The organism is Pseudoalteromonas luteoviolacea S2607 (assembly GCF_001625575.1).
Taxonomy (GTDB): Bacteria; Pseudomonadota; Gammaproteobacteria; order Enterobacterales; family Alteromonadaceae; genus Pseudoalteromonas; species Pseudoalteromonas luteoviolacea_E.
Genome location: NZ_AUXV01000011.1, coordinates 152,283 through 168,477 on the forward strand (window position 1 = coordinate 152,283; position 16,195 = coordinate 168,477).

Sequence of the window (16,195 nt, forward strand, 5' to 3'; positions counted from 1 at the left end):
TAACGAATAGAAAACACCGGCAATTGCCGGTGTTTTTTTACGTCTAAAAGCTAGGGGAGTGGGCTTTAATTCAGTCTTTTTATTGGTCCAAGTGGCACTTGTAGTGCGGGTATAGTAGTACAGCGGTTCACTTTAATTGTTAAGGCTCTCGCCACATGTTCGGCTAATGGGCACGTAAAAAAATGAATATTGAACAGCAAAGAACAGTTTAAAGGGGCGTGATATGCCCGAACTGTATTATTGATAACTTAAGCTGGGAATATGCTAGCACGGTTACGAGAGTACAGCTTAGTAAACTCAACCAATATCTTTAAATATCATTCCACGCCTCATGCTCCTTGTGGCCAGCATGACTTCGGCCAGTAATGAAATAAAGGCACCGATCAGTAAAAGCATTGCGGCAATAAAGCAACTTGAAACTGTGATACCCAACGGCCAGGTATACAGGTGAGAGATAAATAACAGCACTACGACTGCACAAACCATAAGAGCACTTAACACGCTCATGCTAAAGGCAATGTGGATGCAACGAGAGCGTTTCAAAAGAGCGCGCATTTCCTGAGTAAGGGTAAAGTGTAATGCTTCATCTGGGTTAGCATTGAGCTTTCTATCGAGTAGTCTTGCTCGGTCAGTGATCCGAGCCAATCGATTAGACAGCACGCCCAAAAAGGCAGCGATACCGGTCAGTAAAAAAACTGGGGCAACGGCTGTTTGAATGACTTTCGCCATTGTTAGTATATTGATGACATCTGAAGTTAGTTCCACGTGACTTGCTCGATTATATTTTCGCTTTCTCCAATTAAAGTTTTGACCACACGGTTATTTTCATCAAGTAGGATCAGCCGAGGGATGCCTTTATTGGCGTACTGGCGATAAATTTTTCGGTCCTCATCAGCGATTAATGGCACCGTGACACGATAGTTTTTGGCAAACTCAGTGAGTGAATTGCTGTTTTCTTCTCTACCTATTGCCAATATGGTGAGGGTATCGTCATTTACAAGTGGTGAGGCATTAAGTTCACTGAATGTGCGTTTGGAGTCTGAGCACCATGTAGCAAAGAGAATGATGAGCTTATTACCTGTTTGTTGTGTTAAGTCAATCGTTCGACCAGTGGTATCGTGAAAGTGAGTGTGTTTAAAAGTCTCTCCGACACCGATGTAGGTTTCATAAGTGGGATTAGGGGTATTTGATTCTGTCGTGCCACAAGCTGCGATAGAGAGACAAATTGCGCTGATGAGCGCTGTATTTATACGTCTTTTTATCATTGTTATTGTCCTTATGTTAGGCTGTGCCTATTTACGCGTATTTTTTAGAACAAGGCAAGTTTTGTCATGTGCTTTGTCACGAGTAGGCTTTTCTTAACGTATGGTTTATCTGAGTATTTTCTTTAGTGCATTTGTCTCGGCAACGCTTTTACCTGCATCGTCAGAACTTTTGTTATCGGGTATGGTTGCAAAACAAATGGGGTCGATATTGATGTTGTGGGGTTGTGCAACAGTGGGCAACGTGTTGGGTAGTTGTGTTAATTATTATTTAGGTACGCGTGTTGAGGCCCTGAGTCATTATCGTTGGTTTCCTGTTTCAGAGCGGAGTTTGGCAAAGGCGCAAGTGCATTACCAAAAATATGGACCATGGAGCTTATTGTTTGCATGGTTGCCAATCATCGGGGATCCGCTGACATTGGTCGCAGGTATATTTAAAGTACGAATAGGCCTGTTTTTGCTGTTGGTGACGCTGGGTAAAGGGCTGCGATATGCGCTAGTTATCGCATTGGCGATGGGCGTGTTTTAAAGCACGGCGTCGTTGATAGCTGACGCCGTATCATGGGTTCTACTGGTTCAGCGCTTTGGTCCACTCTAATGTGAGTGAGACTGAGTCGGCAAACCGCAGTGCATGAGGTTTATCTACACGCACCCGTGCAAAACTGACGTCAGGGTGTTGATGGCATTGCTCTAAAATATCAGCGACTAATTTTTCCAGTAGCAAAAAGTGCCCATCTTCAACCAATTTAATGACTGCTTTGGTGATGGTTTTGTAGTTGAGCGCATGCTCAACTTCATCTTGTTGCAAGCACTCCGTATCAGCAGGGTAGTGGATCTCAATGTTGATCACCACATCTTGTTTTTTCTCACGTTCCTCGTCGTTAAAACCAATATACGTTCTTAATCGGAGGTTAGTGATATTTATAATCGCGTTATGCATCATGGCATATCCTTGCAATTTAGCCGTTTTTCACAAGCTGTAAGAACTCGTTTCTCGTTTTTGCGTCTTCTCTGAAGTTGCCTAGCATAACAGAGGTGCGCATCTGTGAGTTTTGCTTCTCTACGCCTCGCATCATCATACACATATGTTTTGCCTCGACGATGACCCCAACGCCTCTTGCGCCAGTAACTTCCTCGACTGCTTTTGCTATTTGATGTGTTAACTGCTCTTGAATTTGGAAGCGACGTGCGTACATATCTACAATGCGAGCAAATTTAGATAAGCCTAACACTTTACCATTTGGAATATAAGCAATATGACAACGACCAACGAAAGGCAGCAAATGGTGCTCGCACATTGAATACAACTCAATATCTTGAATTAATACCATATCATCTGCATCTGATGTAAATACCGCATTGTTGGTAATTTCTGACAGAGTTTGCCTGTATCCTTGAGTAAGGTATTCCATTGCTTTTGCAGCACGCTTTGGCGTATCCAGTAGGCCTTCTCTTTCACTATCTTCACCAACCGCGTTGATGATCTGTTTATAACTGTTTTTTAATTCATCATGCATAATATGACTCGCAATTCTTTGTAAGAGCTTGTCAACAGCGGCGTGAGGCGCTGTGACGCTCAGTATTTACTTTAAGTGTCTGCCGCCGTCGACGGCAAGTGTTCTACCTGTTATATAGCTGCTGTTTAACAAAAGCTCTATAGCTGAAATCACTTCCTGGCACCCAGGTTCTATTCCCATTAAAGACTTCTTGAGGGTTTTCTCTCTGTACGCAGCATCGTCATGGTCATTAAAGATGATTAATGATGGTGCGATGGAGTTCACCTTGATGTGAGGTGCATACTTAGCAGCAAAGGAGCGACTTAGATTATCCAAGGCTGCTTTACTCGCCGCATATGCAATGTGTTTTGGGCTGCCTTTTTCTGCAACGTAGTCTGTGATATGGACAATGTCTGCTCCGTCTTCTGAAGCTTGTAGCAAGGAAGCAAGTGCCATATTGAGCAGATAAGGCGTTTTAGCATGGATCCGCATCATGTTGTCGAACAGCGCATTGTGATCAGGGTTTAGTTTTTCACAATCCCAACTGGAGGCGTTATGGACCACGGCTCTCAGTTGTGCTGTGTGTCCCTTGATTTGAGCGACGAGAGATTCAATTGCTTGGGGGTGATCAAAGTCCACTTGGATGCACTTTACACCTTGCTCTTCTAAGGTTGCGACCTCGTCGTGCTTAGTTCGATAAGTTATGATGACCGGCACATCCTGGTCGATAAAATATTTTGTAAGAGCTAGGCCGATGCGCTGTGCACCACCAGTTATCAAAATAGGGGCTTTCATGGAGTTTCCTTTGTTCAATAGCACTGTTCGTGGCCTTAAATCCGCTGACGATAAAGTGAAGCTCTAGTCTCTCGTTTTGAATTGGCTTGTAATACGAGTAGAAAAGGCTTAATGATCACTAAATTAGCATGACTTTTCTGTGGCTGTATATAACTCGTGTTATTAAACTGTTAATAGTGAAGGTAAGGCTGGGTGCCTTTGAACAATGCATCCATAATTCAAAGGCAGTGAATCGGTCATTCTTGGTCGTAAATGGTCGGAATGGGTTGACGCTTATGCTGTGTGCGCTGGTATATCGCAATTAGTTTTTGCTCAACTTCCTCTGTTACGGGTTTACCTTCTAAGAAATCGTCAATGTTGTCGTAGCTTAAACCCAGTGCCTCTTCATCAGTCAATCCTGGTCTATCACATTCTAGGTCGGCTGTTGGCACTTTGTTAACCAACTGATCTGGCGCGCCTAAATAAGCAGCTACCGCTCTTACTTGACGTTTAGATAAGCCAAACAAAGGTGCTAGATCGCATGCACCATCCCCAAATTTTGTATAGAAACCTGTGATATTTTCAGCGCTGTGATCAGTGCCAACCACCAGACCTTGATTTAGCCCTGCAATTTCATATTGTGCAACCATGCGTTGGCGGGCTTTGACATTGCCTTTGATAAAGTCAACTTGGGCTTGTTGTGGTAAGTGGAGATTGGCATCTTTCATTGCGAGCAATGCTTGCTCATGTAAAGCATCTGCAGCAGGCTTGATATTGACGGTGAGCCTTTGACTAGGCTGAATAAAGTTCACCGCTAGCTGAGCCTCATCTTCATCTGCTTGAACTCCGTACGGCAAGCGCATCGCAATGAATTGATACTCTTTGTCGCTTTGCTCTTGGTTTAATTCATTCACAGCAAGTTGGCAAAGACGTCCGCATGTCGATGAGTCAACTCCGCCACTAATGCCAAGTACCAAACTGGTACAATGGGATAACAGTAAGCGCTGTTTAATAAACTGTACTCGTCGCGTCACTTGCTCGGCAACATCAATTGTAGGTTGAACTTTCATCTCGGCAATAATTGCTTCACGCATTGGAAATCCTCTGGCCTAATTCTATTTTATGTATTGCAGTTTAAATGATCCTAAAGTCTCGGAGCAATGGCGTTTTAGTGATATGTTGCTCAAAGCCCAAGATGTTGCTTAATTATATTTAATTCAGCTTTTAGTTGGTTTATTTCGTCCAACAAAGCTGTCAATTCTTTCGGTTCATCTAGTGGCTCTTCTGTGTTGCTCTGTACTTCGGTGTCGCCAAACAGATGTTGGTAGCGGCTCTCGCGTTTTCCGGGCTCTCTGGGCAGTTTTACAACCAACTCTTGTGCTTGTAATTCAGAAAGTGCTTGTTCTACCTGCGCAACGTTACTGAACTCAGCAAGGCGACCGCTTCGAGTTCTTAATTCCCCTGGCGTTTGAGGGCCACGTAAGAGCATTAAACAGACAATGGCACGCTGTTGCTCGTTTAGTTGTAAGCTGCTGAATTCAGTATTACAGAAGCGGTGTGTATACTTGGATACTCGGCCTGAGAGCGCTTCGTCACACATTACCAGCCGACGATTTTTTAGTTGCTCAAGACCGTCGAGCACTTCGGCTTCGCTTAAAGATAAAACCGGATCGCGATTAGACTTTTGATTGCAGGCGTTGGTCAATGCATTCACCGATAAAGGGTATTGATCTGGGGTGGTTGTTTCTTTCTCTAGTAGGCACCCAATGAGCCTTTGTTCAATATTGCTGAGTTTCATAGATTTCCTTTTTTAATACTTTGTACAACTTGAAACACATGTTTGCTGCGCAATGACCAAGCAAAAAATACTTATAAAAGCGCGAGATGCGTCCCCAAAACTAAACTTACTCTATGCTATTTATTGATATTTTCCTAGCAGTACTGGTCCACTCGTGGAGTGCTTTAGTCAACAGCTCAAAATTTATAGGTTTGCTTAAATAGGCATCCATGCCTGCCTCGAGACACTTCTCTTCATCGCCCTCCATTGCATTTGCCGTCAATGCGATTATGACCGAGTCTTGATGTAATTCGCCACACACGCCTTTACGAATTTCACGTGTAGCGGTGTAGCCATCCATTTCTGGCATTTGGCAATCCATTAAAATCACATCATAAACCGATGTGGACGCTTGTAGGCACTCTAAAGCAATTCGGCCATTCGCCGCACAATCCACATTGGCGCCTAGCTTACTTAAAAAACTCAGCGCAACGGTCTGATTTATTTTATTGTCCTCAACTAATAGCACCCTACATCCCAACTTGAGGTCAGGTTGGGAGTGTAGTTGAGCAGGGTCATTTTTTAGTAAAGATAAAGCGTTAGCAGGTGTCAGAGGCGCAAGTAGGGTATTGCTGCTATTAAATTGAGGGTGAGCAGAGAGTTCATCTAAGGTGTGGCATAAAATTGCGTACTTGAATTTATTCTTCTTTATTAAGTTCAACAGTGCTTGTGAATCTAACTCAGAGCTTTGTGTCAAAATTGATGCTGTAATGATAAAAGCGGGCTGTAAATTATGCTGTGATTCAACAAAGTCGAGCGCTTCTGGCACGTCAATAAAGTGTTCTGTTGGGATCCGCCATGCATTGAGCATATGGCGTGCGCTCAGCTCTGTCTGAGGGTGTTGGTCGATAATCACCAGACAATTGCTGGTACTGTCTATCGCTTCGATAGGCTTTGCGTCTTGTAATTCGATATAAAATGTAAAGGTACTGCCTACATCTAGTTTGCTGTAGGCATGCAATGCGCCACCCAGTAACTCGCACAGTTGCTTGGCAATGGTAAGGCCTAGTCCGGTGCCACCAAATTTACGCGTTGTTGAGAGGTCGGCTTGAGTAAATGACTCAAAGATCTTATCAAGTTGTACCTTACTTATGCCAATCCCCGTGTCTTCAACACTGCACCATAAACGCGAGTTTGAATTTGTTTGCTCGGTGTAACAAGTCAGGGTGATCTTGCCATTTTCAGTAAATTTAATGGCGTTACTGATTAAGTTGTTGAGCACTTGCTTGAGCCGATGTGGGTCGGTTTTAGCGAATTGGCATTGCATGTTACGGCTATCTAAAAACAGCTCCGTATGCTGCTCAATAGCTCTTGGCGCAAACGCCGCGAAACAATCACTGATAATTTGCACAAGGTCAACTTCGACTAAGTCGACGGTCATTTTCCCTGCTTCAATTTTCGAAAAGTCTAAAATGTCATTGATGATAGTCAGCAATGACTCTGCTGAACTTTGCGCAAGTCCTAAATGTCGCTTTTGTCCATCATTTAAATTTGAACTGCCCAGCACATCTAGCATGCCTAGTATGCCATTCATAGGAGTTCGAATCTCGTGGCTCATACTTGCAAGGAATGTTGCTTTGACTTTTGCCGATTGCTCAGCGAGCTCTTTGTCCATGATTGCTTTGTGTTGCGCCTGTTGCTGCTGCTGGCTGCTATATAAACTGGCAATCATGGCTGCAATGGCTTTTAGAAACCTTCGATCACTTAGAGTCCACTGGGGGTAAGAGGTATTAAACTCGGCACTAAGTACGCCAAATATATTGTCTTTAAAGAGTATCGGCATAAACACAATGGCATCGATTTCAAACGGAGAGAGATATTGCTCTGCAATTGAGCGGGTGATGTTATGGCTTGTTGCAGCCCAAGCTTCTATCGGTGTTTTTTCTAAAAGAGCATTGAATAAAGCAGACTGAGAAGCTTTTCGCCAAGGTGGGAAATGCTGGAGTCTATCTTTTTTGGTGTTGCTAAAGCACACAGGGTACAAGTGTGTTTGCTCATGGTTAAATAGCCATATACTGGCTCTATTGGCATTTACCCCTTGGCATACAATATCAATACAGAGTTCCTGCGCGCGATCCAAGTGATTATTTAGTATCGCTTCATGTGTACTCAGTTGTGCCAGTAACTCATTGTTTTTAGCAACTTTCTCATGTTCAACTTCCATGGTTTTACGATCATGAATGTTTTGAATTGAGCCAAAGACCTCGAGTGTTTTGGCGCCAACTCTTTTGGTTTGCGCTTTTATCAAAACCCAACAAGGTGGCTTGCCCTTGGGGATGATTAAAAACTCTCCTTCAAAGGACGCTCCTTTTTTGATTGCAGAGCCCATTTCGTCTTGAAACTTTTTCCGCTGGGCTCCCTCCTTAAAAAACTCAGTACTGCCCATCCAAGATGGCTGATAATGTTGAGGGACATTGAATATTTGTTGAGTGACGGTAGACCAGCTAATTTTATGATTGTTTAGATCTACCGACCAGGCACCCACTTGGGCAAGTGACCCCATGCTTGTAAGAGAATTGGCTTGGTCCTCAAGTTGTCTTAATAGCCGTGTAAAAAAGACAAACGCGATGATAAAAAATATGACGATGATGAAAAGCGCCAGACGAAATGGCCATAGTGCGGAGTCTTCGCCTGACCAACCGAATCGCGGAGCTGCGTAAAGAACCCAAGAGCCAGAGGGTACATTAATATTGAAAGCCAGTGGATTGAGGCGATGGATATCAGGTGAACCATAAAAATAAGCACCTTCCTCACCACGTGCGTGTTGACCTTGAATAGCGATTTGATAATTGTCTTCAAGTTTATTTATGCGCGCGCTGGCGTACAGCTTATCCATGTCGATTACCACAGATAATAAACCCCAAAATGACTTTTCAGGTGTAAATACAGGCACTCTGGCGATGAGTGCTTCGCCGCCTTGCATCAGCTCTAAGGGACCAGCTAACACGATTTTACCACTCTCTTTAGCTTGTAATGCTTCTTTTCTTTGTGTTGGATGAGTCAGGTAATTTAGGCCAATTGCGCGTTCGTTGCCCTTAAGAGGGTAGACGAATTGGATGACCATATCTGGTGCTGCACCTAAGTTTCTCAATATATCGTCGGAATCAAATAAGGGAGCAGCAATACGCTCAAACTCTCGTTGGGTGAGTGTATTGTTATTGCCCAAAGCAATTGCTAAGCCTCTGACAAGCTGGATGTTGGCCGCAAGCTTTCCCTCTATGCGTGTGCGATACACATTTACATGTTCGTAAGTACTATTTTTCTGTACTTCAATCATGTGTTTATGATTAACACGATCGATATACCACCCTGTCGCCATAATAACAGCGAGCAATAGGATTACGCTGAGTTTTGAGAGAAATGCTTTCCTTTGCGGTACGACCGTCTCTGTTTGCATATCTTTTCAATAGATTCCATGAATCTTTTAACTATAGTTGTCTGAGCTTGAAGTCGCCAAATCCAGAGAAGCTTTAATTAGTATTCAATTTGGTGCAACTTAAGCGCTTTAGCATAATGTCAGAATACGGTGATTACATTATTCTCTTGATTGCCTTCGAGCAACTTGCTAAACATGCGAGGGCAAACTTATTGGGTTTGGTATGGCACATAATGATTGGCGTCTCTAAATGTAAGGAAAGTCTATGTTGAAATGGTTGAAAATTCTGCTCTCTATTGGTGTTCTCGCTGGGTTGGCAATGACTGCAATTGTCTATGGCTTACTATCGCTGAGCTTACCAGCTCTAGATGGCAGAGGTTACAGTGACGCATTGGATGCGTCGACGCAATTAAGTCGCGATCAATTGGGGCACGCTATTATTCATGCAAAGAGTCGTGATGATGCAGCCTATGCAATGGGGTATGCACATGGTCAAGACCGCTACTTTCAGATGGATTTATTACGTCGAAATGCGGCAGGTGAGCTGAGTGAACTGTTTGGAGAGGCTGCACTGTCACTTGATAAATCCATGCGGTTTCACCAATTTCGGCAGCGCAGTGAGAAAATCATTGCTGCGATGGATGAAGGAGAGCGCAAGCTATTAGAAAATTATGCAAAGGGCGTTAATGAGGGGCGGGTGCAATCTGGTATGTCGAGCTTCGAATACTTGTTGCTTGGAGCAGATGCAAGACCATGGCAACCTGCAGACTCTTTACTTGTGATATTTAGTATGTATTTGGACTTGCAGGAAGCGACATTTAAAAGAGATAAGACGCTTATTCACATCGCCGATCTTTTTGGCCAAGACATGGTTGATTTTATACTACAACCGAGTACTTATCAGGCAGCCTTGGATGGCAGCCAAATAAACCGTGCTATCGTTAACATTCCCGATTTAGTTGTTGATGGCAAGGCTATTGCGCACCGTATTAAACCTGAGCCACTCTATGGTAGCAATAATTGGGCAGTGACAGGGGAACTGACGGCGACAGGTGCGGCGATGGTATCTGATGATATGCATTTGGGGTTAGATGTCCCGTCTATTTGGTATCGCGTACAGCTCAATTATGACACCTTAGCGGGTGAACGTGTGCAAGTGACGGGGGTTAGCTTACCTGGGGTGCCTGCAATTGTAGTCGGTAGCAATGACCACATTGCTTGGGGCTTTACTAATGGATACTTAGATACTGCTGACTGGGTTGAGTTGACGGAGCGCGATCCAATTAGCGAAGCGCCTCAAACCATTCGCTTGCCAAACGGCAAATCACACAGCTATGCACTGAAAGTAAGCCAATTTGGGCCAATTAAGTCATTCAATGGCAAAAACTATGCACTACAGTGGGTAGCACACCAGCCTTATGCTGTAAATCTGAATTTGCTGCAATTTGAGACGGCTAGTTCAGTTGAACAGGCGTTAACAATTGCGACTAATGTTGGTATTCCTGTACAAAATTTAATGGTTGTTGATAGTAAAGGGAGTGCTGCTTGGCAACCTACTGGCGCATTGCCTTCTAGGGTTTTTCCTAATGACCTTGCCGTTATACCTGCGCGAGCAGAAGCTGAACTTTGGCAATTAAATGAGCAGAATCGTCCTCATGTTATTAACCCTAAAAATGGCAAGTTATGGACTGCCAATTCCCGAGTTATGTCAGCACTAGATCATCGCCGTTTTGGTGATGGTGGTTATGCATTGGGCGCGCGAGCTCAGCAGATCCGTGATCGCTTATTTGCGCAGAACCAGTTTGAAGAGGCCGACTTTAATGCGCTTCAATTAGATAATGAAGCTAGGTTTCTGATGCCATGGCACAAACTGCTATCAGAAACATTAGAGCGTGCGCAAGCACAAGGACAGGATCATGCACAAGTTTTGAACCACCTAAAAGCATGGCAGGGGTGCGCGTGCAGTGATTCGATTGGGTATACACTCGTTAAAGATTTTCGCTCTCATGTCATTGATATTGCATTCGCTAAGCTTGAGCATCGGCTTAAACAGGAAGAAGAAACACTGCGCCATTTGACTCGATATTTCGAGCCAGCTTTGTGGCAGTTAATCGAGAAGCAACCAGCGAGTTGGCGCAGCGGCTATGAGTCTTGGCAGGCGCTTTTAGAAGATGCACATAACCAAAGCAAGCAAAATCTGACGCAAAAGTTTGGCAGTAATATGATTGACTGGCAGTGGGGTAAAGTAAATGCTTTGACGATTCAACATCCATTTAGTAAACAAATGCCCATGCTGAGTCGTTTTTTAGATATGCCGATAATGCCAGGTTTTGGGGATACGTTTATGCCAGCCGTACAAAGTAGAAGTTTTGGAGCTTCGCAACGATTTATTGCTCAGCCTGGACACCTACATAAAGCAGTTATGACAGTCGCTGGTGGACAAAGTGGCCACCCACTTTCGCCCTATTATCGAAGTGGGTTCGAAGCCTATGCAACGGGCCAGTTAACGCCATTACTGCCTGGAGACATTGTTCACACCATTGAGCTATTACCAAGCAATGGTGAGCAACGGTAAAGTCATCGCAATGAATTAGCCTAGGTTAGTTGTCTGGCTAGGGGCTGTGGCTGTTGTACAGTTACGACCCTTAGCCTTGCTGGCATATAGTGCATCATCGGCAAGTTGCACAGCCACACTAAATGGAAGTGCAGGGTGCCACTGGGCGATACCAAAACTCATCGTAACTTTGAGTGTTTCTCCGTAAAAGTCATGCATTGCGATATCTCGGCGAATATTTTCAGCGCGAGCTTGTGCTTGTTCAAGATCACAGTTTATCAGTACAAGTAAGAACTCCTCCCCACCCCAGCGTACAGCGATATCTGAATTGAGGGCGTATCTAGACAGCCTTAGTGCAACATCTATCAATACTTCATCGCCCGCGTCATGACCAAACTTATCATTAACCGCTTTGAAGTGATCAATGTCGGCCATAATCACACACATTTGGCGAGAGGTGGCTAAACAGTCCTCTTGTGCATTGTTGATCAATTCTTTGGCGTAACGGCGATTAAATAGGTTTGTAAGGGGATCTTTCGCAGCAAGGGTGGCCAATTGATAGCGATGAGAAAATGTAATTTCACGAATATGACCAATGGTATAAATGGAAGGAAGGCCACAAATTAATACGTTGATAAAATGAATATACGGTGCCCATTGGCTGAATACAAATGTATTCGGTACGTTATTAAACATTTCAAACAAAATGGCAAATGTAATCACAAGACCTAATGCCAGCATAGAGGCGAGCTTTAACTTGAGGCGATAATCAAGCAGGATTAGACTTGCAATTGTCCACAGATAATATTGAAACCCATATGCCATGCCCAACGTGGCACACACTAAGACTGAATGTAACGTGACTTCAAGACAAAAAAGGCGCAGCGCAATATGACTTTTTTGATGGTGTAAGTAATACGTACCGAGCATCCATAGTAAAACACTACCGATGTTGACCAGTGCCAAAAAGTGCACATCACAGTACCAAAAAAAGAAAATTAAGAAACTATGTAGTGCACAGCAGTAATAGGCGAGCTGTTTAAAGAGTCTATTTTTAACCTGCTCAACCGCATCGGGTTTACTGAAGTAATGCTGACTGGTTGCCACGCAGATCCTAACAATTTTGACGAGTTTATTTCCAGTATAGGTGAAGGATCCGCCAGTGAAAAATATCCCTTTGTGCTGAACGCATAATTTTGCCGTTAGCTCATCATCACTAAGGATGCCGCGATAGCAATGAGAATAAGGCCAAAAGTATCACGCTTTTTGGGGGGAGCTTTTAACCACAGAGCAGAGATGAGTATCGTAAAAAAGACTTCTATTTGCCCCAGTGTTTTGACATAAGCAACATGCTGTAAGCTCATCGCGCTAAACCAGCCAATAGAGCCGATACAACTTGTAAGGCTAACAAGCAGTGTTAATGGCAGTTTTTGTTTTATGACCAACCAAGAGTGTGCTTCCTTAAAGGTAATGTACAGGCTGAGCATCACTGTTTGACAACTCAAAACCCAAACTAGCACCCAGCCAGCACTATGGGGAAACGGCAAATTGCTAGCGAGGCTCGCTTCTCTAACCCATAAAGAGGTGAGGGCAAAGCAGGTACCGCAGGCGAGTCCCAAAGCCGCGGTCTTAAGATTGAAGTTGTGAAGACTAAAACCGCTCAGAATGAGTACGGCTACTGCTCCAACGAGGACACCTACCCAACCTAGAAAAGTCAGTGCAGAGCCAAAGAAGATCATGCCTAAGATGGCAGCTACGATGGCCTCACTTTTGGCTAGGCCCGCGCCAATGGCAAAGCTTTTTTGTTTAAACAAGATCACCATGAGGGCTGTGGCTACTATTTGCATCACACTCGCAGAGACAACATAACCTAAGAAGTGACTGCTCAGTTGCAATTGGGGAGCAGGTTGAATCACATAAAGTAGATACAAGTATATACCTGCCAGCGGTAGGGCAAAAATGAAGCGGGCTAATGTAACTGCGGCGACACTGGCATGCTTGCTCAATTTACTTTGTAAAGCATTTCGCCAAGCTTGGCTAAATGCGGCAAGGCAAGTAAATAAAATCCATCCCATGATTGGCTCTAAATTTGATAATTTATACTAAGTTACTATTATTATTAGTGGTTTTCGAATGAAAAATAGTGATGTTGATAATATATCTCGCCTATATTAGCGGGTGCGACAATCTGACGCAGTGTGATTTTGTGTTGAGTATTTATACTTAAAGTGATGTTACTCGTAAGGCCACAAGCTGTTTCAATGTGGCTTTACTTATTTCTCGTTCTTACCTCACTAGGCCTTGTCACTTTTTGACCACATCTTGTAAGCTCGAATGGTTGCTGAATTGAACATAAGGACATCGCAATGGATATGATAATTAGCTGTGCTTTAATCAGTATGTTGCTGCCGTATTTTGCAAAAATTCCGGTGATCATTGAGATGCATAAGCTCGGTGGTTATAACAATAAACAGCCAAGAGCACAGCAACATCAGCTGTCAGGAAAAGGCGCACGCGCCGTGGCTGCCCACTATAATTGCTTTGAGTCCTTGGCCGTCTTCGCCGTAGCGATAGCGGTAGTGCTCGGTACCAATACAATTACAGCTGCCACTCAGTGGTTGGCGATAGCACACGTTATTGCTCGTGTGTTGTACTGTGTTTTCTATTGGTATGACCTCGATGCTTTTCGCTCTTTCACTTGGCTATTCGGCATTGGTTGCCCAATTGCAATGGTAGCTTTAAGTATTTAAGGGTGTGAGGGTTAACTGGCTTCGGTTTATTTGACACACTTCGCCTTCACTGAGGGTGTTAGGGTCAAGTATAAGGTTAGCTATACGTATTCGATTGAGATCGACAACGCGTCGGCCACAATGTTTTGCCATCTTTCTTATTTGGCGATTTAGTCCTTGTTTTAAAACTATGGAAAAGGTCTTTGGTGCGAGTTGCTTAACAACGCAAGGCAGTGTGAGTTGCCCATCAATGGGAACTCCCTGCGCCATTTGTTGGCAAAACTGTGGATCTATGTCTCTATCTACCATGACGATATATTCTTTTTCTTGGTGGTGATCTGGGTGGATCAGTGCATTGCAAAGCTCACCATCATTGGTAAGTAAGAGTAATCCCCTGCTGTCTTTGTCAAGCCGACCAATAGGGTACACTCTGGGCCCACTGGGTAAGTGGTGGATTAAGCTGTGCGGGTCATGTGCATTGAGTTTGCAATCGATGCCCACCGGTTTATGGTAAAGATAAAGTAACTTTTCGGCTAACCCTGTAACGAGCTCGCCACCGACGATGACAGTATCTTGGTCGTTGACATGATCTATATGGTTGGCTGGCCTGCCATTTACCAACACTTGTCCTAGGTCAATTAGTCTAGATGCTTGGCGTCTGGAGCATACACCACAATGGCTTAAATACTTTGCTAGGCGCATAGGGGGAGTATGGTTAGATTCTTCAGGCATAAACTACTAACTTCAGCAAAACATACGGCGAGTATATCAAATGTGTGCGGGTGATTAACTGCTTTCTATTGTTTGGATTAAACCGCATTTGGAGAGGGAACGTATACCATTGTTTTGGAGCAAGGTTATGAAAATAACACTGGCAGTGCTGGGTGACATGCAACCGGTCACCAAATTTGTAGCAAACTCATTAGATGTTGCTTTGTATCAATTAATAGCGTGTGTGGGCGAAGCTGAATATATTGTTGTGGATGATGAAGGGAATGCCATTCGAGCACGTAACCCATTGGCGTTGCAAAAAGTAGTGCGCCATATCGACTATCATCAAATGACCATTCGCCATCAAAGTGCCTATGATGAAATGATTGGTCAGCCGGTGCGTAAAGGTAGTAATCAGCTTGAAGTCCCGTTTGGTGATAATAAACTTTATTAGGATGTGCTCGAATTGCTGGGGCCACTTGCGTTATTTTTCCCATTTTCTGTTGAACTAATTATGATGATAGCCGTCAATAAAGGGCTACTTTGTGGCTAAAATGAGCATAACTTTCTTAGTTATTTAAGTGCGATTAGTAAGGGGGGGTAGATTGAATAAAGTAATTTTTACACTCGCGATTGGCGATAATCCTATGTATCAAGCAGCTATCCATAGTTTCCGCCATTATGCTAAGAAAGTAGGGGCTGATTTAGTTGTTGCAGACTCATTAACTTTTAAAGTTGATATTCAATCTCCCAAATTTGGCGCAAATCCAGCGTGGGCCGAAAAATTGCGGATCGGTCAGTTATTAGCAGAGTATGACCGTGTTTTATATTTAGACGCTGATATTTTAGTGCACCCCGATACCGAGGATATTTTTGAAAAATATGATGACTTGGATACCGTGTATATGCTCAATGAAGGAGAGGTATGCGAGCGTTACCATGAGAAATCGTTAATAGAAGATGTGCTGGGCGAAATTGATTGGCCAACTTTTGACAATAAACCGATTTATTACAATGTCGGTGTGATTTTAGCTTCTAAAGGGTGTCGTTTGTTTGATTTTGCGACCTTGCCTCGCTTGCAACAAGTATGCAATGAAATCCGCTTTTATGAGCAAACATTGTTCAATTATGAGCTGTTTCGCAATCAATTAATGCATCACCCAATCAGCTCTGACTTCAATCGTATGGACATGTTTGGTAAAGACGACTATTGCCACAAAGGCTTTATTCACTACGCAGGAAAAGGCTACGCAAAGAACAACAGGCGAAGGGACGTGCAATTTTTAAAAGACTTTGCTCACTTGTATCAAGGTTTAATAGATGAGCAAGAAATTCGACGGCTCAAAGACCTTGCTTGGCAGCAGTTTTTAAATAAAGTGTATCAAAAATACCCTCTTCCCAATATGTTGATTGGTTTCTTGAGCAGGCTCTTTGTGCCGAGATAGTTGAGATCACA

The 16,195-nt window shown here is 43.6% G+C and carries 16 protein-coding genes; 5 read left to right on the forward strand and 11 right to left on the reverse strand.

The window, feature by feature from the left end:
- Positions 1-297 precede the first annotated feature (297 nt).
- Entirely contained in the window at positions 298-729 is a 432-nt protein-coding gene (locus N480_RS08610; protein ID WP_063372146.1) for a DUF2721 domain-containing protein, read from the reverse strand.
- A gap of 26 nt (positions 730-755) precedes the next feature.
- Positions 756-1,265 carry a TlpA family protein disulfide reductase gene (locus N480_RS08615; protein WP_063372102.1) on the reverse strand — a complete coding sequence of 170 codons (510 nt, stop codon included), beginning with the start codon at positions 1,263-1,265 and terminating at the stop codon, positions 756-758.
- A 100-nt stretch (positions 1,266-1,365) separates the two neighbouring features.
- Between N480_RS08615 and N480_RS08620 the strand changes: the two genes are divergently transcribed.
- Positions 1,366-1,791 carry a YqaA family protein gene (locus N480_RS08620; RefSeq protein WP_063372103.1) on the forward strand — a complete coding sequence of 142 codons (426 nt, stop codon included), beginning with the start codon at positions 1,366-1,368 and terminating at the stop codon, positions 1,789-1,791.
- A gap of 39 nt (positions 1,792-1,830) precedes the next feature.
- Here the strand turns inward: N480_RS08620 and folX are convergent, their stop codons facing one another.
- The 6 genes from folX to N480_RS08650 all read right to left on the reverse strand — a co-directional run bounded on the left by folX (position 1,831) and on the right by N480_RS08650 (position 8,766).
- A complete protein-coding gene (folX, locus tag N480_RS08625) occupies positions 1,831-2,202 on the reverse strand; it encodes a dihydroneopterin triphosphate 2'-epimerase (RefSeq protein ID WP_063372147.1) in 372 nt (123 codons plus the stop codon).
- A gap of 19 nt (positions 2,203-2,221) precedes the next feature.
- The gene (folE, locus tag N480_RS08630; protein WP_063372104.1) at positions 2,222-2,779 is read right to left on the reverse strand and encodes a GTP cyclohydrolase I FolE; all 558 of its coding nucleotides are present in this window, start codon (positions 2,777-2,779) and stop codon (positions 2,222-2,224) included.
- A 66-nt stretch (positions 2,780-2,845) separates the two neighbouring features.
- A complete protein-coding gene (gene folM, locus N480_RS08635) occupies positions 2,846-3,553 on the reverse strand; it encodes a dihydromonapterin reductase (protein WP_063372105.1) in 708 nt (235 codons plus the stop codon).
- A gap of 236 nt (positions 3,554-3,789) precedes the next feature.
- Positions 3,790-4,626, reverse strand: coding sequence for an ammonia-dependent NAD(+) synthetase (nadE, locus tag N480_RS08640; RefSeq protein WP_063372106.1), 837 nt, complete (start codon positions 4,624-4,626; stop codon positions 3,790-3,792).
- 89 nt (positions 4,627-4,715) lie between these two features.
- Positions 4,716-5,330, reverse strand: coding sequence for a YceH family protein (locus N480_RS08645; protein ID WP_063372107.1), 615 nt, complete (start codon positions 5,328-5,330; stop codon positions 4,716-4,718).
- Positions 5,331-5,436: 106 nt separating this feature from the next.
- A complete protein-coding gene (locus tag N480_RS08650; protein WP_063372108.1) occupies positions 5,437-8,766 on the reverse strand; it encodes an ATP-binding protein in 3,330 nt (1,109 codons plus the stop codon).
- A 244-nt stretch (positions 8,767-9,010) separates the two neighbouring features.
- Between N480_RS08650 and N480_RS08655 the strand changes: the two genes are divergently transcribed.
- Complete coding sequence (locus N480_RS08655; RefSeq protein WP_063372109.1) at positions 9,011-11,320, forward strand: penicillin acylase family protein; 2,310 nt, start codon at positions 9,011-9,013, stop codon at positions 11,318-11,320.
- Positions 11,321-11,335: 15 nt separating this feature from the next.
- Here N480_RS08655 and N480_RS08660 read toward each other — a convergent pair whose 3' ends face one another.
- Together N480_RS08660 and N480_RS08665 are read right to left on the reverse strand one after the other, a co-directional pair.
- Positions 11,336-12,406 (reverse strand): sensor domain-containing diguanylate cyclase, encoded by a 1,071-nt coding sequence (locus N480_RS08660; protein ID WP_063372110.1) that lies wholly within the window; start codon positions 12,404-12,406, stop codon positions 11,336-11,338.
- Positions 12,407-12,501: 95 nt separating this feature from the next.
- Entirely contained in the window at positions 12,502-13,374 is an 873-nt protein-coding gene (locus N480_RS08665) for a DMT family transporter (protein WP_063372111.1), read from the reverse strand.
- A 291-nt stretch (positions 13,375-13,665) separates the two neighbouring features.
- Between N480_RS08665 and N480_RS08670 the strand changes: the two genes are divergently transcribed.
- Complete coding sequence (locus tag N480_RS08670; RefSeq protein ID WP_063372112.1) at positions 13,666-14,049, forward strand: MAPEG family protein; 384 nt, start codon at positions 13,666-13,668, stop codon at positions 14,047-14,049.
- Here the strand turns inward: N480_RS08670 and N480_RS08675 are convergent.
- The gene (locus tag N480_RS08675; protein WP_231102241.1) at positions 14,038-14,760 is read right to left on the reverse strand and encodes a pseudouridine synthase; all 723 of its coding nucleotides are present in this window, start codon (positions 14,758-14,760) and stop codon (positions 14,038-14,040) included. The genes N480_RS08670 and N480_RS08675 overlap by 12 nt on opposite strands.
- Positions 14,761-14,887: 127 nt before the next feature.
- Between N480_RS08675 and N480_RS08680 the strand changes: the two genes are divergently transcribed.
- Together N480_RS08680 and N480_RS08685 are read left to right on the forward strand one after the other, a co-directional pair.
- Complete coding sequence (locus tag N480_RS08680) at positions 14,888-15,193, forward strand: DUF6482 family protein (RefSeq protein ID WP_063372113.1); 306 nt, start codon at positions 14,888-14,890, stop codon at positions 15,191-15,193.
- Between the two features lie 151 nt (positions 15,194-15,344).
- Positions 15,345-16,184: a glycosyltransferase gene (locus tag N480_RS08685; RefSeq protein WP_063372114.1), complete on the forward strand. Its 840-nt coding sequence runs from the start codon at positions 15,345-15,347 to the stop codon at positions 16,182-16,184.
- Positions 16,185-16,195 lie beyond the last annotated feature (11 nt).